Source organism: Streptomyces sp. NRRL F-6676, from assembly GCF_000725625.1.
In the GTDB taxonomy this organism is placed as follows: domain Bacteria; phylum Actinomycetota; class Actinomycetes; order Streptomycetales; family Streptomycetaceae; genus Streptomyces.
The window spans coordinates 1-19,286 of the sequence record NZ_JOHS01000064.1 but is presented as its reverse complement, the minus strand read 5'-3'; the positions used below and the strand labels follow the sequence as shown (position 1 = coordinate 19,286).

22 protein-coding genes, 1 tRNA gene and 1 pseudogene are annotated in these 19,286 nt (G+C 70.1%); 15 read left to right on the top strand and 9 right to left on the bottom strand.

Annotated elements, in window-relative coordinates; translation table 11 throughout:
- Positions 1 to 447: 447 nt before the first annotated feature.
- Together IO29_RS27665 and IO29_RS27660 are read left to right on the top strand one after the other, a co-directional pair.
- The gene (locus tag IO29_RS27665; RefSeq protein WP_030382798.1) at positions 448 to 2,787 is read left to right on the top strand and encodes an immune inhibitor A domain-containing protein; all 2,340 of its coding nucleotides are present in this window, start codon (positions 448 to 450) and stop codon (positions 2,785 to 2,787) included.
- Between the two features lie 122 nt (positions 2,788 to 2,909).
- Entirely contained in the window at positions 2,910 to 3,263 is a 354-nt protein-coding gene (locus tag IO29_RS27660; protein ID WP_030382797.1) for a hypothetical protein, read from the top strand.
- 206 nt (positions 3,264 to 3,469) lie between these two features.
- On the opposite strand, the gene IO29_RS27655 is transcribed toward IO29_RS27660, so the two are convergent.
- Positions 3,470 to 4,063: an isochorismatase family protein gene (locus tag IO29_RS27655; RefSeq protein ID WP_030382796.1), complete on the bottom strand. Its 594-nt coding sequence runs from the start codon at positions 4,061 to 4,063 to the stop codon at positions 3,470 to 3,472.
- A 141-nt stretch (positions 4,064 to 4,204) separates the two neighbouring features.
- Positions 4,205 to 5,533 carry a nicotinate phosphoribosyltransferase gene (locus IO29_RS27650; RefSeq protein WP_030382795.1) on the bottom strand — a complete coding sequence of 443 codons (1,329 nt, stop codon included), beginning with the start codon at positions 5,531 to 5,533 and terminating at the stop codon, positions 4,205 to 4,207.
- A gap of 190 nt (positions 5,534 to 5,723) precedes the next feature.
- Here IO29_RS27650 and clpS point away from each other — a divergent pair, with 190 nt between their 5' ends.
- The 7 genes from clpS (at position 5,724) to IO29_RS27620 (ending at position 10,734) form a co-directional block, all read left to right on the top strand.
- Positions 5,724 to 6,041 carry an ATP-dependent Clp protease adapter ClpS gene (gene clpS, locus IO29_RS27645; protein WP_030382794.1) on the top strand — a complete coding sequence of 106 codons (318 nt, stop codon included), beginning with the start codon at positions 5,724 to 5,726 and terminating at the stop codon, positions 6,039 to 6,041.
- A 67-nt stretch (positions 6,042 to 6,108) separates the two neighbouring features.
- The gene (locus IO29_RS27640) at positions 6,109 to 6,711 is read left to right on the top strand and encodes a DUF2017 domain-containing protein (RefSeq protein WP_030382793.1); all 603 of its coding nucleotides are present in this window, start codon (positions 6,109 to 6,111) and stop codon (positions 6,709 to 6,711) included.
- Positions 6,712 to 7,078: 367 nt separating this feature from the next.
- Positions 7,079 to 8,581 (top strand): amino acid permease, encoded by a 1,503-nt coding sequence (locus IO29_RS27635; protein ID WP_030382792.1) that lies wholly within the window; start codon positions 7,079 to 7,081, stop codon positions 8,579 to 8,581.
- Positions 8,582 to 8,713: 132 nt separating this feature from the next.
- Positions 8,714 to 9,136, top strand: coding sequence for a M67 family metallopeptidase (locus IO29_RS27630; protein ID WP_030382791.1), 423 nt, complete (start codon positions 8,714 to 8,716; stop codon positions 9,134 to 9,136).
- Between the two features lie 170 nt (positions 9,137 to 9,306).
- A complete protein-coding gene (locus IO29_RS40255; RefSeq protein ID WP_324608187.1) occupies positions 9,307 to 9,402 on the top strand; it encodes a putative leader peptide in 96 nt (31 codons plus the stop codon).
- An 87-nt stretch (positions 9,403 to 9,489) separates the two neighbouring features.
- Positions 9,490 to 9,768 carry a MoaD/ThiS family protein gene (locus IO29_RS27625; protein ID WP_030382790.1) on the top strand — a complete coding sequence of 93 codons (279 nt, stop codon included), beginning with the start codon at positions 9,490 to 9,492 and terminating at the stop codon, positions 9,766 to 9,768.
- 15 nt (positions 9,769 to 9,783) lie between these two features.
- A complete protein-coding gene (locus IO29_RS27620; RefSeq protein ID WP_030382789.1) occupies positions 9,784 to 10,734 on the top strand; it encodes a PLP-dependent cysteine synthase family protein in 951 nt (316 codons plus the stop codon).
- 90 nt (positions 10,735 to 10,824) lie between these two features.
- Here IO29_RS27620 and IO29_RS27615 read toward each other — a convergent pair whose 3' ends face one another.
- Complete coding sequence (locus tag IO29_RS27615; protein ID WP_030382788.1) at positions 10,825 to 11,271, bottom strand: type II toxin-antitoxin system PemK/MazF family toxin; 447 nt, start codon at positions 11,269 to 11,271, stop codon at positions 10,825 to 10,827.
- A gap of 212 nt (positions 11,272 to 11,483) precedes the next feature.
- Between IO29_RS27615 and IO29_RS27610 the strand changes: the two genes are divergently transcribed.
- Positions 11,484 to 12,236 carry an MBL fold metallo-hydrolase gene (locus tag IO29_RS27610; RefSeq protein ID WP_030382787.1) on the top strand — a complete coding sequence of 251 codons (753 nt, stop codon included), beginning with the start codon at positions 11,484 to 11,486 and terminating at the stop codon, positions 12,234 to 12,236.
- A gap of 107 nt (positions 12,237 to 12,343) precedes the next feature.
- On the opposite strand, the gene IO29_RS27605 is transcribed toward IO29_RS27610, so the two are convergent.
- A complete protein-coding gene (locus IO29_RS27605; RefSeq protein ID WP_030382786.1) occupies positions 12,344 to 13,591 on the bottom strand; it encodes a PTS transporter subunit EIIC in 1,248 nt (415 codons plus the stop codon).
- A gap of 191 nt (positions 13,592 to 13,782) precedes the next feature.
- On the opposite strand from IO29_RS27605, the pseudogene IO29_RS27600 reads away from it, so the two are divergent.
- The 4 genes and pseudogenes from IO29_RS27600 to rdgB all read left to right on the top strand — a co-directional run.
- Positions 13,783 to 14,037: pseudogene (locus IO29_RS27600) on the top strand (glucose PTS transporter subunit EIIB); the annotation flags it as partial.
- Between the two features lie 143 nt (positions 14,038 to 14,180).
- Positions 14,181 to 14,918, top strand: coding sequence for a ribonuclease PH (gene rph, locus IO29_RS27595; RefSeq protein WP_030382784.1), 738 nt, complete (start codon positions 14,181 to 14,183; stop codon positions 14,916 to 14,918).
- A gap of 112 nt (positions 14,919 to 15,030) precedes the next feature.
- Complete coding sequence (locus tag IO29_RS27590) at positions 15,031 to 15,426, top strand: prefoldin domain-containing protein (RefSeq protein WP_030382783.1); 396 nt, start codon at positions 15,031 to 15,033, stop codon at positions 15,424 to 15,426.
- A gap of 71 nt (positions 15,427 to 15,497) precedes the next feature.
- Complete coding sequence (rdgB, locus tag IO29_RS27585) at positions 15,498 to 16,100, top strand: RdgB/HAM1 family non-canonical purine NTP pyrophosphatase (protein ID WP_030382782.1); 603 nt, start codon at positions 15,498 to 15,500, stop codon at positions 16,098 to 16,100.
- Positions 16,101 to 16,155: 55 nt separating this feature from the next.
- Here the strand turns inward: rdgB and IO29_RS27580 are convergent.
- From IO29_RS27580 to IO29_RS27565, 5 genes are all read right to left on the bottom strand, one after another.
- Positions 16,156 to 16,229, bottom strand: a tRNA-Leu gene (locus IO29_RS27580).
- A gap of 53 nt (positions 16,230 to 16,282) precedes the next feature.
- Positions 16,283 to 16,948, bottom strand: a complete 666-nt coding sequence (locus tag IO29_RS37070; RefSeq protein ID WP_078618528.1) for an HNH endonuclease — start codon at positions 16,946 to 16,948, stop codon at positions 16,283 to 16,285.
- Positions 16,945 to 17,589: an HNH endonuclease signature motif containing protein gene (locus tag IO29_RS27575; RefSeq protein ID WP_037840608.1), complete on the bottom strand. Its 645-nt coding sequence runs from the start codon at positions 17,587 to 17,589 to the stop codon at positions 16,945 to 16,947. Before IO29_RS27575 ends, IO29_RS37070 begins: the two co-directional genes overlap by 4 nt.
- Before the next feature lie 187 nt (positions 17,590 to 17,776).
- Positions 17,777 to 18,079 (bottom strand): GroES family chaperonin, encoded by a 303-nt coding sequence (locus IO29_RS27570; RefSeq protein WP_051707732.1) that lies wholly within the window; start codon positions 18,077 to 18,079, stop codon positions 17,777 to 17,779.
- A gap of 91 nt (positions 18,080 to 18,170) precedes the next feature.
- Positions 18,171 to 18,536, bottom strand: a complete 366-nt coding sequence (locus IO29_RS27565; protein WP_030382780.1) for a DUF3618 domain-containing protein — start codon at positions 18,534 to 18,536, stop codon at positions 18,171 to 18,173.
- 186 nt (positions 18,537 to 18,722) lie between these two features.
- Here IO29_RS27565 and bcp point away from each other — a divergent pair, with 186 nt between their 5' ends.
- Positions 18,723 to 19,190 carry a thioredoxin-dependent thiol peroxidase gene (gene bcp, locus IO29_RS27560; protein WP_030382779.1) on the top strand — a complete coding sequence of 156 codons (468 nt, stop codon included), beginning with the start codon at positions 18,723 to 18,725 and terminating at the stop codon, positions 19,188 to 19,190.
- Positions 19,191 to 19,286: the final 96 nt, after the last annotated feature.

Here is a 19,286-nt window from a genome sequence, read left to right as displayed (position 1 = left end):
GGAGGACGCACCGCCGGGCACGCGGTAAATCGCAGGGCGACAACGGTGTCAGTCTGATGATCGGTCACCGGTACGGCGTTCCGCCCCTCGACTTCCGCCCGTCGACTCCCTTCCGCTGGCATGCCCCGGGGGAACGTGCGGTAAGCGTGCCCTCACCCCGGGGGCCGGTGCACGGGGGGCGCACGGAGTCATGGACTATGCCAACACGCCGATGCCACGCGCCCGTCGACGGCGAACGGTCACCCACAGGGCACCCGTCCGTATAGCGGACGTAACCTCCGCATAATGCAATTGACCTGTCCAAGTCAAGGACTGTTTTTTCCGGGCAACGTCCGGTCAAATGTTCGTCACTTGACTACACGCGTATACCGCGCGCGGACCCTCGACGGGAACCCCGTCCCCAAAGGCCCCCCTCCGCGCACCGGACGCGTCAGGGGAGGACATCAAGTGATACGCAGACCCTGGACGTATCGAGCGGCGACGACCCTCGTCGCGCTCGCGACCGCGACCGCGACGTACTCCACGTTCGCCGTCGCCCAGGCCGCCGACAAGGCACCGGCCCCGGCCGTCGACCGGCACGACCCGCAGCCGGTGAACGCCCGTGCGCACGACCTCGACGGGCCCATGAGCAAGACCCAGAAGGCTCAGCGCGCCGAGGCGCTCGACCAGGTCATGTCCGGCGACGCCAAGGTCAAGGACCGGGACGGCTCGCAGGTCGTGCAGTTGCACGGCCGCAAGGGCGACAGCAAGTACGTCGAGCTGGGCCGGGAGAAGACCGACAAGATCTTCACCATCCTGGTCGAGTTCGGCGACAAGGTCGACAGCCGCTACGGCGGCACCGCCGGCCCGCTGCACAACCAGATCGCCGCGCCGGACCGCCGCAAGGACAACAGCACCGCCTGGCAGGCCGACTACAACCAGCAGCACTTCCAGGACCTGTACTTCGGCACCGGCAAGAACACCGAGTCGCTGAAGAAGTACTACGAGAAGCAGTCCTCGGGCCGCTACTCGGTCGACGGCGAGGTCACCGACTGGGTCAAGGTCCCCTACAACGAGGCCCGTTACGGCTCCAACTCCTGCGACCAGTGCGCCTGGAACGCGGTCCAGGACGGCGTCAACGCCTGGGTCGCCGACCAGGAGGCGCAGGGCCGCAGCGCCGCCGACATCAAGGCGGACCTCGCCCAGTACGACCAGTGGGACCGCTACGACTACGACGGCGACGGCGACTTCAACGAGCCCGACGGCTACATCGACCACTTCCAGCTCGTGCACGCCGGCGAGGACGAGTCCGCCGGCGGCGGCGCGCAGGGCGAGGACGCCATCTGGGCCCACCGCTGGTACGCCTTCGGCACCGACGCCGGCGCCACCGGCCCGGCGGACAACAAGCTCGGCGGCACCCAGGTCGGCGACACCGGCATCTGGGTCGGCGACTACACCATCCAGCCGGAGAACGGCGGACTCGGCGTCTTCGCCCACGAGTACGGCCACGACCTCGGCCTGCCGGACGAGTACGACACCAACGGCGGCGACAACTCCACCGGTTTCTGGACCCTGATGTCCTCCGGTTCCTGGCTCGGCACCGGCAAGCAGGCCATCGGTGACCTGCCCGGCGACATGAACGCCTGGGACAAGCTCCAGCTCGGCTGGCTGGACTACGCGACCGCCAAGGCCGCCACCAAGTCCCGGCACACCCTGGGCCTGGCCGAGTACAACACCAGGAACAAGCAGGCCCTGGTGGTCACGCTGCCCGAGAAGGCGGTCAAGACCGAGGTCGTCCCGCCCGCGCAGGGCTCGACCCAGTGGTGGAGCGGCCAGGGCAACGACCTGCGCAACTCGCTGACCCGCAGCGTCGACCTCACCGGCAAGTCCGCCGCGTCCCTCACCCTCGACGGCTGGTGGGACATCGAGAACGGCTACGACTACCTGTACACCGAGGTCTCCACCGACGGCTCCAACTGGACCGCCCTGGACGGCACCCTGGCCGACGGCACCGCCATCCCGCGGGACGCCAGCGACAAGCCGGCCCTCACCGGCTCCGTGGACGCCTACCAGAAGCTGACCTTCCCGCTGGACTCCTACGCCGGCCAGAAGATCCAGCTCCGCTTCCGCTACCAGACCGACGGCGGCGTGGCCCAGAAGGGCTTCGCGGCCGACGAGATCGCGGTCACGGCCGACGGCGCCACCGTCTTCTCCGACGACGCCGAGTCCGCGGACGCCGCCTGGACCGCCGACGGTTTCTCCCGCATCGGCGCGGACTTCACCAAGGACTACGCGCAGTACTACATCGCCGAGAACCGCCAGTACGTGTCGTACGACACCACGCTGAAGACCGGCCCGTACAACTTCGGCTTCTCGACGACCCGTCCGGACTGGGTGGAGCACTACCCGTACCAGAACGGTCTGCTGATCTGGAAGTGGGACACCTCCCAGCCCGACAACAACACCACGCAGCACGCGGGCACCGGCCTGATCCTCCCGGTCGACGCCCACCCGAAGGCGCTGAAGTGGAACGACGGCACCCTGATGCGCAACCGCGTCCAGTCGTACGACTCCACGTTCACCACCGCCCGCACCGACGCGCTCACGCTGCACTCCGCGGACAAGGCGACGCGGATTCCCTCCCAGAAGGGCGTGCGTGTGTTCGACGACGGGGCGAGCACGTACTACGACACCGCCAACCCGACCGGCGGCGTCAAGATCACTGACACCCACACGACGATCCGGATCGTCCGGGCCCCGCACGACGGCTCGACGATCACGGTCGAGGTGGGGCGCTCCCACAAGTAAACGGGCGTTAGTGCAGGTCAGAGCGTGATCGGCCGCGACCCCCTGGCGGGTCGCGGCCGATCGTGTTTAGGTGCGTGCTGTGAGCTGCTTATTGACGCCGGTCTTCGTGGAGGTGTGACTGCATGGCCGCAGGAGGTTTCTGCAAGCTGCCGAACGGCCATGTGGTCGTGGCGCTGAACCTGCCGAGTCCGGCGGAGACGCCGGGGGCGGCCTCCGGGGCGATGCCGCCGGGCGGGGTGCGGGTGCTGGTGCACGCGGTGAACCGGGCGCGGGCGCTGACGCGGTTGCGGAATCTGGGGATGCGGGCGGTGTATCTGCGGGGGAACGCGGCGCCGCCGACGCCGGACGAGATCACGGCGGTGCTGCACCATCCGGATGGGCTGGTGTGGCGTACGACACCGGGGGTCGGGCCCGCGACCCCCGAACTCTGGCACCCCATCCGCGCGCTCTTGCGCCGCCCGGCGGCCCGCTTGTAACCGGGGGGCTCCGCCTCTCGCGCAGTTCCCCGCGCCCCTTGCAAGCCGGGGGCGCCCGGGGGTCTGAGCTGCGCGGGGAACTGCGCGACCAGCCACGACGCACCCGCACCCGCCAACGAACCCACCCACCCCCATCCCCCCAGGGTCCAAGGGGCGGAGCCCCTTCAAGGGAGGGGCAGGGGCGGCGGGGGCGAAGAAAACCCGCGTTACGCCACCACCGGCTTGCCCGTCAGGGTGACGCCCGCCGCGCGCAGCTCATCCAGCGCCCGCTCGGTCGTCTCGGCGGCGACCCCCGCCGTCAGATCGAGCAGCACCTGCGTACGGAACCCCTCCCGCGCCGCGTCCAGCGCCGTCGCCCGCACACAGTGATCCGTGGCGATCCCCACCACGTCCACCTCGGCGACCTCCCGCTCCCGCAACCACTCCGCGAGCCCCACCCCGTTCTCGTCCGTCCCCTCGAACCCGCTGTACGCCGCCGCGTACGCCCCCTTCTCGAACACGGCGTCGATCGCCCCCGAGGCGACCGCCGGAGCGAAGTTCGGGTGGAAGCCCACCCCCTCCGTACCCGCCACACAGTGCGCGGGCCAGGAGTGGACGAAGTCGGGGTTGTCGGCGAAGTGGCCCCCGGGTGCGATGTGGTGGTCGCGGGTGGCCACCACGTGCCGGTACCCGGCCGGAGCCGGGGCCTGGGCGATCAGCTCGGTGATCGCGGCGGCCACGTCGGCCCCGCCGGCCACCGCGAGGCTGCCGCCCTCACAGAAGTCGTTCTGCACGTCTACGACGATCAGCGCGCGGCGCATGGTCGGTGTCCTTCGGGTCGACGGGATTGTTCCGAGCGTAGAGACTCAGGGGCCGCAGGGGGAGGGGGCGGGCCCCTCACACGTACGCGGCCGACCCCTCACACATACGTGGCCGGCTTCCACACGTACGCGGCCGGCCCCTCACACGTATTCGGTCGGGATGACCGCTTCCCCGCGCGAGAGCTGCGTCGCCGACAGCGGCAGCCCCGCCCGCGCGGCCGCGTGCCGGTCCCGCACGGCGTCCAGCGGCTCGCGCCCGACGACCTGCCCGCCCCTGACCAGCTCCACCAGCAGCTGCCGGTCGGCCAGCTCGGCCGGGACGGGCCCGGTGCCGATCACCTCGGCCTCGGCCACCCCGTACGCGTCCAGGCGCCGCGCGGCCCACTTGCGGCCGCCGATGGACGTCTTGCCACCGCTGGACTTCTTCGCCACCGGCACCAGCGGCGCCTTCGGGTCGTCCGACTCGGCGCGCGCGACCAGCTTGTAGACCATCGACGCCGTCGGATGGCCCGAGCCGGTCACCAGCTGGGTGCCGACGCCGTACCCGTCCACGGGGGCGGCGGCGAGCGAGGCGATGGCGTACTCGTCCAGGTCCGAGGTGACGATGATCTTCGTGTCGTGGGCGCCCAGCTCGTCGAGCTGCTGCCGCACCCGGTGGGCGACGAGGAGCAGGTCGCCGGAGTCGATGCGCACCGCGCCCAGCTCGGGCCCGGCGACCTCCACCGCCAGCCGTACGGCCTCGGTGACGTCGTAGGTGTCCACGAGCAGCGTGGTGCCCCGGCCGAGGGAGTCGACCTGGGCGCGGAAGGCGTCGCGCTCGTTGTCGTGGAGCAGGGTGAAGGCGTGCGCGGAGGTGCCGACGGTCGGAATGTCGTACCGGAAGCCGGCCGCGAGGTCGGAGGTGGTGGCGAAGCCGCCGACGTACGCGGCGCGCGAGGCGGCCACGGCGGCGAGCTCGTGGGTGCGCCGGGCGCCCATCTCGATCAGTGGGCGGTCCCCGGCGGCCGAGGCCATCCGGGAGGCGGCGGCGGCGATCGCGGAGTCGTGGTTGAGGATGGAGAGGATCACCGTCTCGAGGAGCACGCACTCGCCGAAGGAGCCCTCCACGCGCATGATCGGCGAGCCGGGGAAGTACACCTCGCCCTCGGGGTAGCCCCAGACGTCACCGGCGAAGCGGTAGCCGGCCAGCCAGTCGAGGGTCTTCTCGTCCACGATCCGGCGCTCGCGCAGAAAGCGCAGGACGTCCGCGTCGAAGCGGAAGTTCTCCACCGCGTCCAGGACGCGGCCGGTGCCCGCCACGACGCCGTAGCGGCGCCCCTCGGGCAGCCGCCGGGTGAAGACCTCGAACACCGACCGCCGGTCCGCGGTGCCGGCCTCCAGTGCGGCCTGCAACATCGTCAACTCGTAGTGATCCGTGAAGAGCGCCGTCGAGGGAACGTCCACCGGCAGCCCTAGGTCCGCTGTGTTCACCGAAGCTCTCCTTGCCATGATGCGTCGGGCACCCCGGCAGCGGCCGGGGGTCCGGGGGTTGTCCCCCGGGATATGCGGCATGGTGGATGATCGTACCTCCATCTCGTCAGACTGACGATTTGAGGTCGGGGTCGCTCTCGTCACGTCCCGTCCGGGCCCGTTTATGCGAGTGACCCCCTGGGGTGGCAGCATGGGGCGTGTGACGGCTGCCGCACCCCTAGAGATCGAAAAGACCGAGTCGGCGGAGGAGACGTTCGCCGTACCCGAGCCCGACCTGCCCTGGGTGACGATCGTCCACAACGACCCGGTCAACCTCATGAGCTATGTGACGTACGTCTTCCAGACGTACTTCGGCTACTCCAAGGACAAGGCCACCAAACTCATGCTCGACGTCCACCACAAGGGCCGGGCGGTGGTCTCCAGCGGGTCCCGCGAGGAGATGGAACGCGACGTGCAGGCCATGCACGGCTACGGTCTGTGGGCCACGCTGCAACAGGACCGCAAGTAGCCGCCGGACGGCCGCTGCTCCTTCTCCCCCTACTGCACGCTCCAGCGAACGGACCCTGACGGACTCCATGCCCGGACACTTCGAACCGCTCCCCGGCGGCGGCGCGACCGTCGCGCTCGACGAGGTCGAGATCTCCATCATCCGGTCGCTGGCGGTCCAGCTCCTGGAACTGATCGGGCCCGGGCCGGCCGAGGACGACTCGGCGGACCCGCTCGCCGAACTGTTCGCCGAGGGGCCGAGCGAGCCGCCGTCCGACCCGGTGCTCAGACGGCTCTTCCCGGACGCGTACGGCGACCCGGAGGGCGAGCCGGCCTCCGCCGCGGAGGCGGAGGAACGGCGGGCGTACTCGTCGGAGTTCCGGCGGTTCACCGAGAACGACCTGCGGGCGGGCAAGCGGGACAACGCACTGGTGATCGTGCGGACGCTCGACCGGCTGACGGTGGCGCGGGGGCGGGCGGTGCTGGAGCTGACACCGGAGGAGTCGCAGCAGTGGCTGCGCGCGCTGAACGATCTGCGGCTGGCGATCGGGGCGCGGCTGGAGATCGCGGACGAGGACGACGCGGAGGTTCTCTACCGGCTGTCCGACGAGGACCCGCGCAAGCCGATGGTGATGGCGTACCTGTGGCTGGGCGGCCTCCAGGAAACGCTGGTCACGACGCTGCTCCCGTAAGGGCGGCCCGCCCCTGTCGGGGCCCCGGCACACCCACCCCGGACCCCCACCCGAACCCCACCGCGTTCGCTCAGCGGTCGCTCAAATCCGCATAACGATCCCGTCAACCACCCCGCCCGTTTCGCCCGCCCCCACCCCCGTTACGCCCGTTCTCCCTGTGCACCGCGCCACATCCACCCCCCTCGATCACAATCGCAACCGTGATAGATCTTCACGACCGCCCGGCAGGCCCACCCACGCCCGCCGGGGGCGCCACCCGCCCGGCAGACCGCCGGCACGGCACCGCTCCATCGCATCCGGGGGGGATCGAGACCCGATCCACGGCCGACGCCAGGCCGTGATCGACATGGAGAAAGGCGCACCACACATGACCTCTGCGCAGGTCGGCAAGAGGCACGGCGAAGACGATCGCGGCCGCGACGGAAAGACGGCGGCGGAGACGGCGCCGGGGGCGACGCCCCCCGACGGCACCCCCGAGGAGGGCTACCAGCGCGGCCTCGGCAGCCGCCAGGTCCAGATGATCGCCATCGGCGGCGCGATCGGAGTCGGCCTCTTCCTCAAGGCGGGCGCCAACATCGAGAAGGCCGGCCCCAGCCTCATCCTGATGTACGCGCTCGCCGGCACGGTCATCTTCTTCATCATGCGGGCCCTGGGCGAGCTCCTCCTCTACCGTCCCGTCTCCGGCTCCTTCGCCGATTACGCCCGCGAATTCCTGGGCCCCTTCTTCGGCTACTTCACCGGCTGGACGTACTGGCTGATGTGGGTGGTCACCGGCATGGCCGAGCTGACCGCCGCCGCCATCTACGTCAACTACTGGTGGCCCCAGATCCCCCAGTGGGTGACGGCCCTGGTCTTCCTCGTCGTCCTCTTCGTGGCCAACCTGATCTCGGTGAAACTCTTCGGCGAGATCGAGTTCTGGTTCTCGATGGTGAAGGTCACCGCGCTCATCGGCATGATCGTGATCGGCGTCGGCGTCCTCACGTTCGGCTTCAGCTCCGCCGGCGACACCGCCGCCGTCTCCAACCTCTGGGAGTTCGACGGCTTCTTCCCCAAGGGCATCGGCTCCTCCCTGATGACCCTCCAGGGCGTGATGTTCGCCTATCTCGCCGTCGAACTGGTCGGCGTCACCGCGGGCGAGTCGGAGAACCCGGAGAAGACGCTGCCCAAGGCGATCAACACCCTGCCCTGGCGCATCGCGCTCTTCTACGTGGGCGCCCTCGCCGTGATCCTCTCCGTGGTGAAGTGGACCGAGTTCGGGGCGGACGTCAGCCCCTTCGTGAAGGCGTTCGCCGTCATCGGCATCCCGGCCGGCGCCGGCATCGTCAACTTCGTCGTGCTCACCGCCGCGCTGTCCTCGTGCAACTCCGGCATGTACTCCACCGGCCGCATGCTGCGCACCCTCGCCGACAACGGCGAGGCGCCCCGCGTGTTCCAGCGGCTGTCCAGCACCCGCACGCCCGCGCTCGGCATCACCGTCTCCACCGCCTTCATGGCCATCGGCGTGGTCCTCAACTACGTCGTCCCGGAAAAGGCGTTCGGCTACGTCACCTCCGTCGCCACCGCCGCCGGCATCTGGACCTGGCTGATGATCCTCGTCAGCCATGTCCGCTACCGCCGGGCCGTGGACGCCGGCCGGCTGCCCGCCTCCTCCTTCCCGGCGCCGGGCGGCGCGACGTTCTCCTACGTCGCCATCGCGTTCCTGCTCTTCGTCACCGGCCTGATCGCCTACGACAAGGACTCCAGGATCTGTCTGTACGTGATGGCCGTCTGGGCGGTCGCCCTCGGCATCGGCTGGGCGGTCCTCAAGGCCCGCAGCCCCGAGGTCACCGCGCGCCGCGAACCGGAGCCGGCGACCGAGCGCGTGGGCTGAGCGCCCGGGCCGAGCCGCCCCGCCCCGCCCCACTCCGCTCCGCGGTGACGGCGGCACCCGGCCACCGTCCGGCATGTGGGCCGTCGCGTACCACCCCTCGGTACGCGGCGGCCCGTTGCCTATGCTGGCCGCATGCTGACCCTCACCCAGGAGCTCTACGACCGGATCGTGGCCCACGCCCGCCAGGACCACCCCGACGAGGCATGCGGCGTGGTCGCCGGACCCGCCGGCTCCGGTCGCCCCGAGCGGTTCGTCCCCATGCTGAACGCGGCCCGCTCGCCCACGTTCTACGAGTTCGACTCCGGCGACCTGCTCAAGCTCTACCGCGAGATGGACGACCGCGACGAGGAGCCGGTGATCGTCTACCACTCGCACACCGCCACCGAGGCCTACCCCTCGCGCACCGACATCTCCTACGCCAACGAGCCGCACGCGCACTACGTCCTGGTCTCCACCGCGGACACCGACGACGCCGGCGAGTTCCAGTTCCGCTCGTTCCGCATCGTGGAAGGAGAGGTCACCGAGGAGGAGGTCCAGGTCGTCACGGCGTACTGAGACCACTCACGCACCCGGCGAACCGACCGCACACCCGCACACCCGGCGAACCGACCGCAGACCCGGCGGACACCGTCCCCGATCTCACCAATCTCACCCCTCGGTTGAATATCGTCCGAACTCTGGGATCACACTCCGGGCAACAGGGCGGGAATCGATACGATGACCGCATGGTTCTGAACGACGTGAGCGACAAGACGCCGAGCACGCTGCTCGTGGCGCGGCTGCACGTCGATCTGTGCAGGCTGAACAGCGCCATCTGTTGACGTTCCCTGCCGCCGTACGGCCGTGAGCCCGCGGCGCGGCACCGCTGCGCGCCCACCGACCCCACTCATCCGACAGGAGCCGCCACCATGGCCATCGAGGTCCGCATCCCGACCATCCTCCGCACGTACACCGACGGCCAGAAGGCCGTGGAGGCCAACGGGGACACCCTCGCCGCCCTCTTCACCGACCTCGATGCCCGCCACCCGGGCATCCAGGCCCGCATCGTGGACGGCGAGCAGCTGCGCCGCTTCGTCAACGTGTATCTGAACGACGAGGACGTCCGCTTCCTCGACGGCATCAACACCAAGGTCACCGACGGCGACAACGTGACGATCCTGCCGGCCGTGGCCGGCGGCATGCGCTGATCGGCCGCCGAGCCGATGCGCTACGACTCCCCGCTGGCCGCGGTGGGCAACACCCCTCTGGTGCGCCTGCCGCGGCTCTCGCCGTCCGCCGACGTCCGTATCTGGGCCAAGCTCGAGGACCGCAACCCGACGGGTTCGGTCAAGGACCGGCCCGCCCTGCACATGATCGAGCAGGCCGAGAAGGACGGCCGGCTCACCCCCGGCTGCACCATCCTGGAGCCGACCTCCGGCAACACCGGCATCTCGCTCGCCATGGCGGCCAAGCTCAAGGGCTACCGCATGGTGTGCGTGATGCCGGAGAACACCTCCCAGGAGCGCCGGGACCTGCTCGGCATGTGGGGCGCGGAGATCATCTCCTCCCCGGCGGCCGGCGGCTCCAACACCGCGGTCCGCGTCGCCAAGGAACTCTCCGCCGAGCACCCCGACTGGGTCATGCTCTACCAGTACGGCAACCCCGACAACGCGGGCGCCCACTACGCCACCACCGGCCCCGAGATCCTCGCCGACCTGCCCTCCGTCACGCACTTCGTCGCCGGGCTCGGCACCACCGGCACGCTGATGGGCGTCGGCCGCTTCCTGCGCGAGCAGAAGCCGGACGTCAGGATCGTCGCCGCCGAGCCGCGCTACGACGACCTCGTCTACGGCCTGCGCAACCTCGACGAGGGGTTCGTACCGGAGCTGTACGACGCCTCCGTGCTCACCACGCGCTACTCGGTCGGCTCCGCCGACGCGGTCACCCGCACCCGCGAGCTGCTCCAGCAGGAGGGCATCTTCGCGGGCGTCTCCACGGGCGCGGCGCTGCACGCGGCGATCGGCGTCGGCAAGAAGGCGGTGACCGCGGGCGAGCCCGCCGACATCGTCTTCGTCGTGGCCGACGGCGGCTGGAAGTACCTCTCGACGGGCGTCTACACCGCCGAGACGACGGAGGCGGCCATCGAAACCCTGCACGGCCAGCTCTGGGCGTAGGGGCTCGCGCGGCGGCCCGCCGACCGCGCCCACGTCACCACACACGGCCTCGCGGCCCCTTGCGCAGGGGCGCGAGGCTGTTCGCTGTGCTCAGCCCGCCAGATACCGCACCTGGTCCCACAGCGCCGGGTCCACCGCGCCGACCCTGCGGCGGAAGTCCCACAGGGGGACGTCGCGCAGTTCGTCCGTCTCCAGGAAGCGCGGGTGGTCCCGCGGGTCGCCCACCGTGCCCGGCGGGAGCGGGATCACGCCGGTGCGCTCCTCGCGGTACCGGCTCGTGATGCGGGCCACCACCGCCCGGTCCCCGCGCACCGCCAGCACCAGGCAGGGCAGGTCGCCCTCCGCGCCGTCGTCGGGGGGCACGTCCGCCCACCAGATCTCCGCCGGGCGGGGCCGCTCGCCGGCCGCCCCGCGGCTCCCGGGCCGCGCGCTCCGCGGCGGACGGCGCCGGCCCCGGCGCCCCCACCCGTCCACCAGTGCCGCGACGAAGGCCAGCAGCACCACCGCCACGAGCGCCAGCCACCAGGACGTGTCCATGCACACGACAGTACGACGCCGGCGCCGTCCCCGCCCGGCCGTCAGCCCCGTGCCGCGGTTCCAGCCGAACGCGTGACACCACAGGTGAGTTCGCCCACAACAGCCCCTGGCGGAGGAGCGGCCCACCCTTTCGCGCCTTACGCTCGACGGACCGCACGACCCCCCTTCCGTCCCCCTGCCCGCACGCCACGCCACGCGGAGGTTCCGGCTCCATGAAGCTCACCGTCGTCGGCTGCTCGGGGTCGTTCCCGTCCGTGGAATCGGCCTGTTCGAGCTACCTCGTAGAGGCCGACGGCTTCCGGCTGCTCCTCGACATGGGCAACGGCGCCCTGGGCGAGTTGCAGCGCCACTGCGGTCTCTACGACCTCGACGCGATCTTCCTCAGTCATCTGCACGCCGATCACTGCATCGACATGTGCGCGTACTTCGTCGCGCGCTACTACCGGCACGACGGCGGCCGCTGCGCCCCCCTCCCGGTCTACGGCCCCGAGGGCACCGAACAGCGGCTGACCACGGCGTACGCCGACACCCCGTCCGCCTCCTCGATGAGCGAGGTGTTCGACTTCCACACGGTCAAGCCGGGCACGTTCGACATCGGCCCCTTCACCGTGCACACCGAGCGGGTGCGGCACCCGGTGGAGGCGTACGGCATCCGCGTCGAGCACGGCGGGCGCTCGCTGACGTACTCCGGGGACACCGGTGTCAGCGAGACGCTGGACGAACTCGCCCACGACACGGACCTGTTCCTGTGCGAGGCGGCGTTCACGCACGGCAAGGAGAACATCCCGGACCTGCACCTCAACGGCCGCGAGGCCGGCCAGAGCGCGGCCCGGGCCGGCGCCCGCCGCCTGGTCCTCACCCACATCCCCCCGTGGACGGACCCCCACGTCAACCTCACCGACGCCCGCGAGGTCTTCCCCGGCCCGACGGAACTGGCGGCGCCGGGCGCGACGTACGAGATCTGACGGCCGGCCGGCTCCGTACACGGACGGGCCCCGGAACCCTGCGACAGGGTTCCGGGGCCCGCGTCATGCCGTACGCGTACGGCGTCGTCGTGCCGTGGGGCCGGGCCTCACGCCTTGGTGAGGTCCTCGACCTCCTCCTCGGGCTCGCGGCCCGGGGTCTTGAGGTCGAACTTGACGATGGCGAACCGGAAGACGACGTAGTAGATCACCGCGAACACCAGACCGATCGGGATGATCAGCCATGGTTTGGTGGCCAGGTTCCAGTTGAGCGCGTAGTCGATGAAGCCCGCGGAGAACGTGAAGCCCGTGTGGACGCCGAGCGCCCAGGTGATCGCCATGGACAGGGCGGTCAGCACCGCGTGGATCACGTACAGCACCGGGGCGATGAACATGAACGCGAACTCGATCGGCTCGGTCACACCGGTTACGAACGAGGTCAGGGCGAGCGAGACCATCATGCCCATCACGGCCTTGCGGCGCTCGGGACGGGCGGCGTGCGCCATGGCGAGCGCGGCGGCCGGCAGGCCGAACATCATGATCGGGAAGAAGCCCGACATGAACTGTCCGGCGGTCGGGTCACCGGCGAAGAAGCGGTTGAGGTCACCGTGGATGACCGCGCCCGTCGCGTCCTTGTAGTCACCGATCTGGAACCAGGAGACGGTGTTCACGAACTGGTGCATGCCCACCGGGATCAGCGCACGGTTGATCAGACCGAACAGGCCCGCGCCGACGGCGCCGAGACCGGTGATCCACTCGCCGAAGTTGGAGATGCCCTCACCGATCGGCTTCCAGATCAGGCCGAAGAAGACGCCCATGATCGTGCCGACGAAGGCCATGATGATCGGCACCAGCCGGCGGCCGTTGAAGAAGCCGAGCCAGTCCACCAGCTTCTTGCGGTGGTAACGCTGCCACAGCACGGCGGCCAGCAGACCCATCAGGATGCCGCCGAGCACCCCGGGGTTGTTGTACGTCGCCGCGACGTCCGCGCCCTTGGTGACCTTGGCCTCGGTCACCGGGAATGCCTTCAGCACGTTGCTGTAGACCAGGAAGCCGACCAGCGCGGCGAGCGCGGTCGAACCGTCCGACTTCTTGGCGAAGCCGATCGCGACGCCGATGCAGAACAGCATCGGCAGGTTGTCGAAGAGGGCGCCGCCCGCCGTGGCGAACACCGCCGTCACCTTGTCGGGCAGATGCAGCTTGTCGTGCACGTCCGGCTGGCCCAGTCGCAGCAGGATGCCGGCCGCCGGCAGCACGGCGATCGGGAGCTGTAGGCTGCGACCGACCTTCTGCAGGCCCTGGAACAGGCCCGATCCCCGCTTCTTCGCTGGGGCCGCCGTCGCGGTGGCGGTGGTCATACGTCCTCCATCGGTGGTGGTCTACACCACTCAGTGGTGTAGACCTGTTGTAGCAGATGAGGTCCGCATAAGGAACCCGCGATTTCCGCTGCCGGAATGTCACGCTCCGTACGGCTCCCTTGGGCCGTCGCCCGCTACCCGGGTCGGCTACCGTGGTCCGCGTGGTGTAGACCAGTACGCCGCATCAGCGCCAGCGCACGCAGGGAGTGGACATGGCCACCAAGGCTGAGAAGATCGTCGCCGGGCTCGGCGGGATCGAGAACATCGAGGAGATCGAGGGCTGCATCACGCGGCTGCGGACCGAGGTGCACGACCCGTCGCTGGTCAACGAGGCGGCGCTGAAGGCGGCGGGGGCGCACGGGGTGGTGAAGATGGGGTCGGCGATCCAGGTCGTGATCGGAACGGACGCGGACCCGATCGCGGCGGAGATCGAAGACCTGATGTGAGTGGCGCGGGAGGGGCAGGGGCGGGGCGGTGTTCTCGCCCCCTCCGCCCCGCCCTTCCCGTCCCTCGGGGGCTCCGCCCCCGGACCCCCGTCGCGCGGTTCCCCGCGCCCCTTCGAGCGGCCCGGTCCCGCTAGGCTCCTCCCATGTCTCGTATCGACGGCCGTGCGGCCGAGCAGCTTCGTCCCGTTTCCCTTGAGCGCGGCTGGAGCAAGCACGCCGAGGGGTCCGTGCTCGTCGCCTTCGGCGACACCAGGGTGCTGTGCACCGCCTCCGTCACCGAGGGCGTGCCGCGCTGGCGCAAGGGCAGTGGCGAGGGGTGGGTGACCGCCGAGTACTCGATGCTCCCGCGCGCCACCAACACCCGCGGCGACCGCGAGTCGGTCCGCGGCCGGATCGGCGGCCGTACGCACGAGATCTCCCGGCTCATCGGCCGCTCCCTGCGCGCGGTCGTCGACTACAAGGCGCTCGGCGAGAACACCATCGTCCTGGACTGCGACGTCCTCCAGGCCGACGGCGGCACCCGCACCGCCGCGATCACCGGCGCGTACGTCGCGCTGGCCGACGCTATCACCTGGGCCCAGCACACCAAGAAGCTGATCAAGCCCAGCCGCAAGCCGCTCACCGGCACCGTCTCCGCCGTCTCCGTCGGCATCGTCGGCGGCGTCCCGCTGCTCGACCTCTGCTACGAGGAGGACGTCCGCGCCGACACCGACATGAACGTGGTCTGCACCGGTGACGGCCGCTTCGTCGAGGTCCAGGGCACGGCGGAGGCCGAGCCGTTCGACCGCAAGGAGCTCAACGCGCTGCTGGACCTCGCGGTCGCCGGGTGCGACGAGCTGGCCGCCGCCCAGCGCGCGGCCCTGGAGGCAACCGCCGACTGAGCGGGCGCGTTCTTAACGGTATGGGCGTACGGTCTTCCGGCCGTGCGCCCGGCCACGCAGGTGTGGGCATGCTCAGGCATGTACGCACTCATGTTCACGGGGAGGACCTTCCATGGCCGCGCGCCGCCACCGCCGCCGTACCGCAGCGTTCGCCGTTGCCGCCGTACTCGTCGCCGTACCGGCCGCGGTCGGCTGCGACGCGGTGAACAAGGCGCTGGACTGCGTCCAGACCGCCGACGCCATCGCCGACAGCGTCACCGACCTCCAGCAGGCCGTGGAGAACGCGGCGAACGACCCGACGCAGACCGACCAGTCGCTCGACGCGATAGAGAAGAACCTGGACAAGATCGGCGACAAGACGGACGACGCGGACGTCAACAAGGCGGTCGACGATCTGCGCGACGCCGTGTCGAACGTCCGCACGGCCGTCCGCAACGGCGACGAGACACCCGACGTCAGCCCGGTGACGGACGCGGCGGGCGAACTGACGAAGGTCTGCACGCCGTGACACCGCGCTGCGGGTGAGCGGACGGGGGCGGGCCTGCGCGGCGCTCCCCGGGCACCGGCGATACTGGGCGCATGACCCGCCTGATCCTCGCCACCCGTAACGCCGGGAAGATCACCGAGCTGCGCGCGATTCTCGCCGATGCCGGGATTCCGCACGAGCTCGTCGGTGCCGACGCCTTTCCCGAGGTGCCCGACGTCAAGGAGACCGGCGTCACCTTCGCCGAGAACGCGCTGCTCAAGGCGCATGCCCTGGCCCGCGCCACCGGGCTGCCCGCGGTCGCCGACGACTCCGGGCTGTGCGTGGACGTCCTCGGCGGCGCCCCCGGCATCTTCTCCGCCCGCTGGGCCGGCCGGCACGGCGACGACCAGGCCAACCTGGATCTCCTCCTGGCCCAGCTCGGCGACATCGACGACCCCCACCGCGGCGCCCACTTCGCCTGCGCCGCCGCCCTCGCGCTGCCCGACGGCACCGAACGCGTGGTCGAGGGCCAACTCCGCGGCACCCTCCGCCACGCCCCCGCCGGCACCAACGGCTTCGGCTACGACCCGATCCTCCAGCCCGACGCCGACACCCGCACCTGCGCCGAACTGACGGCCGACGAGAAGAACGCCATCAGCCACCGCGGCCAGGCCTTCCGCGCCCTGGTCCCGGCGGTACGGGAACTGCTGGGCTGACGCTGTCGTGAAAGAGGGAGCGGACACCACGTCGTGGTGTCCGCTCCCTCTTCGGTGCGCCCGGTCGGACTTGAACCGACAACATCTAGTATCTAAGACTAGCCTCTCTGCCCATTGGAGTACGGGCGCCCGCACCGTGCCCACTCTACTGGCTGGGCCGGCCGGGGGTGGGCGAAGGGCCACTACGTACTTCTGCGGCGACCGCCCCGGCACCATGTCCTGGTGACCGCATGGCAGTTGGGGCACAGGAACCGCAGATTCGGGCGCCGGTCGTCGCTCCAGTCGCCGTTGACATGGTCGATCTCCAACGTCATGGGACGCCCGTGCCATTCGGGCGGCGTTCCGCACTCGTCGCACCGTTCGGGCACAGCCGCCTCAAGGAGGGCCCGGCGCAGCAGGGCGGTCTTTGTGCGCCGTTTGCCGTCGTGTTGCACCAGAACGTCGACAGCTCTCTTGCGAGGGGTTGGACCGGGTTTTCCACGCTGGTGAGCTTGCCCCAGGAAGTGCGAGGTGTCGATGTCGAATTCCGCGACCCATTCATGGAACCGCTTGCGGACCGAGGCGGTGTCGGACAACCGCAGTTCCCGTAGCGTGCCCGCGATCGATGACGCTGCTGTCACGGCCGTGAGAAGTTCGCTTCGGGACGGCTTCGGGCATGAGCGGGGTCCTCGTTCGAATCGCGTGAAGTGGCTGACGTCGATGCCGAAATGTTCGAACCTTCGAAACAAGTGGCGGCGGAGCTGGTGGTATGAGCGCACACCGAGGTAAGTGATGACCTCGTCGATGTTCGAGCAGTTCTCTGCCGCCTCCGTGAGGATCTCTTTCGTGTAGCGTGCCGTCTGTTTCACGCTGCCCGTCCCTTTTTCCTGCCTCGGTACGTGTCAGTGGCCGAATGACAGTTGGGGCAGAGCAGCCGCAGGTTCTCCGGGCGGTTGTTGCGCCAATCGCCGTCCACGTGGTCCACCTCCAGTGGCAGGGGGCGGCCGCGCCAGACCGGCTCGGTTCCGCACGCGGCGCACCGCTCGTCCGCGCCCAGCTCGATCATGGCTCGCTTGAGCCGCTCACCGGGCACACGCCGGGCATGGGGAGAGATCTGTTCGATCAGCAACTGTCCGGGGGCTCGGCGCTGTTTCGGGATGTCGGCTCGGGCTTCCCTGCGGAAGTGAGAGGTGTCGATCCCGTAGGCCTGGATTCGGCGGCTGATGTTCGTGTGGTGGCCGCCCACAACGTCGATCCCCAGGTGTCGCAGCACACCGTTGACACTTGTGGACGCGGCCACGGCGGGTTCAAGGATCTCTCTGGTCCATCGCGTTCCCGTTTCGCGTTCGAAGTGGGACGTGTCCACTCCGAGTGTGCGCATCCGATCGTGCAGATAACGACGCGAGCGGCCCTTGGGATCGACTCCCAGCATCACCAGTGCTTCGGAAAGCGTCCTGGACGATGCTGCCGCATCAGCCAGGACTTCCCGCGTATATCGGCTCACCGGCATGACTCCCCCCCTTTCGATCACCTGTGGCGGACTCGTACGAAATAGCGACTCGTATGGAGTAACGATCTGTGCGCCTGGCGGTTACGCGAGCAGGGTGCGGATGCGGTGGTAAGCGAAGTCGAGAGAGCCGTGAGCCGCATGGCGAAGGGGCCGGCGACGTTTGTCGCCGGCCCCTTCGCTGGGTCTGCTACAGATACAGCCCCGTCGAATCCTCCGAGCCCTCGAAGCGGTCGGCGGCCACCGCGTGGAGGTCGCGTTCGCGCATGAGGACGTAGGCGGTGCCGCGGACCTCGACCTCGGCGCGGTCCTCGGGGTCGTACAGGACGCGGTCGCCCGGCTCCACCGTGCGGACGTTCTGTCCGACCGCGACGACCTCGGCCCAGGCGAGGCGCCGGCCGACGGCCGCCGTCGCGGGGATCAGGATGCCGCCGCCCGAGCGGCGCTCGCCCTCGGCGGTGTCCTGCCGTACCAGCACCCGGTCGTGCAGCATCCGGATGGGCAGCTTGTCGTGGTTGTCGTCGTGGGTCTTCTCGCTCACGCCACGAACCTACCTGCCCGGCGCCCGGGAGTCCGCAGTCGGGTCAGTGCTTGCGCCGGCGGCGGGCCGCCGGGGACGAGTCCCGGCGCAGACCGAGGGCGAGCAGGCCGACGACCCCTGCCACCACCAGCGCGGCCGGCACGATGCGCTCCAGGCGCGGCGCGCCCTCCTCGTCGACGAACTGGGCCTTCACGTCGCTGACGGCCCGGTTCACCCCGACGTAGGCGCGGCCGAGGGTGTGGTCGACCTGCGCGGCGACCTTCGCCTTCGCGTCGCCGACGATCGTCTTGGGGTGGACCCGGACGCCGATCTCGTCGAGTGTCTCGGCCAGGGTTTCGCGGCGGCGCCTGATGTCCGCCTCGATCTGTGCCGGAGTCCTGGTGTCCGGCGTGCTCGGCGTGTCCGCCACCGCGTTTCCTCCGTGGTCGTCGCGAAGTGTGCTGGTCGACAGTCTGTCAGCTTCCGGGCGAACGCACCCCACGGCACCCCCGATGGGCGGACGGCCGGGGCGGACGGGAGGCGATTAGGCTCGGAGGCGCACGACCTGTCACACCACACCTTCCACCCCATCTGCCCCGCCCCCAGTGAGGTATCCATGAGCGAGCGACTCCAGCCCGGCGACCCCGCCCCCGCCTTCACCCTGCCGGACGCCGACGGCAACGAGGTCTCCCTCGCCGACCACAAGGGCCGCAAGGTCATCGTCTACTTCTACCCCGCCGCCCTGACCCCCGGCTGCACCAAGCAGGCCTGCGACTTCACGGACAACCTGGAACTCCTCGCCGGCGCCGGCTACGACGTCATCGGCATCTCGCCCGACAAGCCGGAGAAGCTGGCGAAGTTCCGCGAGCAGGAGTCCCTCAAGGTCACTCTCCTCGCCGACCCCGACAAGCGGGTCCTGGAGGCGTACGGCGCCTTCGGCGAGAAGAAGCTCTACGGCAAGACGGTCGTCGGCGTCCTCCGGTCGACGGTTGTCGTGGACGAGGAGGGGAAGGTCGAACGCGCCCTGTACAACGTCAAGGCGACGGGCCACGTGGCGAAGATCATCAAGGATCTGGCGATCTGAGCGATCTGAGTCCGGTCCTTCAGGGCGTTCAGGGGGTTCAGCGGATTCAGGGGGCCGGGGCGAAGCCCGCGGGGAGGGGAAAGCGTAGGGGGGTGG

Coding starts and splice junctions, on each gene's coding strand:
- IO29_RS27660 (WP_030382797.1), top strand. CDS start 2,910: ATGGCCGCAGGAGGTTTCTGCAAGCTGCCGAACGGCCATGTGGTCGTG.
- IO29_RS27655 (WP_030382796.1), bottom strand. CDS start 4,063: ATGCGCCGCGCGCTGATCGTCGTAGACGTGCAGAACGACTTCTGTGAG.
- clpS (WP_030382794.1), top strand. CDS start 5,724: ATGGGGCGTGTGACGGCTGCCGCACCCCTAGAGATCGAAAAGACCGAG.
- IO29_RS27640 (WP_030382793.1), top strand. CDS start 6,109: ATGCCCGGACACTTCGAACCGCTCCCCGGCGGCGGCGCGACCGTCGCG.
- IO29_RS27635 (WP_030382792.1), top strand. CDS start 7,079: ATGACCTCTGCGCAGGTCGGCAAGAGGCACGGCGAAGACGATCGCGGC.
- IO29_RS27630 (WP_030382791.1), top strand. CDS start 8,714: ATGCTGACCCTCACCCAGGAGCTCTACGACCGGATCGTGGCCCACGCC.
- IO29_RS40255 (WP_324608187.1), top strand. CDS start 9,307: ATGGTTCTGAACGACGTGAGCGACAAGACGCCGAGCACGCTGCTCGTG.
- IO29_RS27625 (WP_030382790.1), top strand. CDS start 9,490: ATGGCCATCGAGGTCCGCATCCCGACCATCCTCCGCACGTACACCGAC.
- IO29_RS27620 (WP_030382789.1), top strand. CDS start 9,784: ATGCGCTACGACTCCCCGCTGGCCGCGGTGGGCAACACCCCTCTGGTG.
- IO29_RS27615 (WP_030382788.1), bottom strand. CDS start 11,271: ATGGACACGTCCTGGTGGCTGGCGCTCGTGGCGGTGGTGCTGCTGGCC.
- IO29_RS27610 (WP_030382787.1), top strand. CDS start 11,484: ATGAAGCTCACCGTCGTCGGCTGCTCGGGGTCGTTCCCGTCCGTGGAA.
- IO29_RS27605 (WP_030382786.1), bottom strand. CDS start 13,591: ATGACCACCGCCACCGCGACGGCGGCCCCAGCGAAGAAGCGGGGATCG.
- rph (WP_030382784.1), top strand. CDS start 14,181: ATGTCTCGTATCGACGGCCGTGCGGCCGAGCAGCTTCGTCCCGTTTCC.
- IO29_RS27590 (WP_030382783.1), top strand. CDS start 15,031: ATGGCCGCGCGCCGCCACCGCCGCCGTACCGCAGCGTTCGCCGTTGCC.
- rdgB (WP_030382782.1), top strand. CDS start 15,498: ATGACCCGCCTGATCCTCGCCACCCGTAACGCCGGGAAGATCACCGAG.
- IO29_RS27575 (WP_037840608.1), bottom strand. CDS start 17,589: ATGCCGGTGAGCCGATATACGCGGGAAGTCCTGGCTGATGCGGCAGCA.
- IO29_RS27570 (WP_051707732.1), bottom strand. CDS start 18,079: ATGCTGCACGACCGGGTGCTGGTACGGCAGGACACCGCCGAGGGCGAG.
- bcp (WP_030382779.1), top strand. CDS start 18,723: ATGAGCGAGCGACTCCAGCCCGGCGACCCCGCCCCCGCCTTCACCCTG.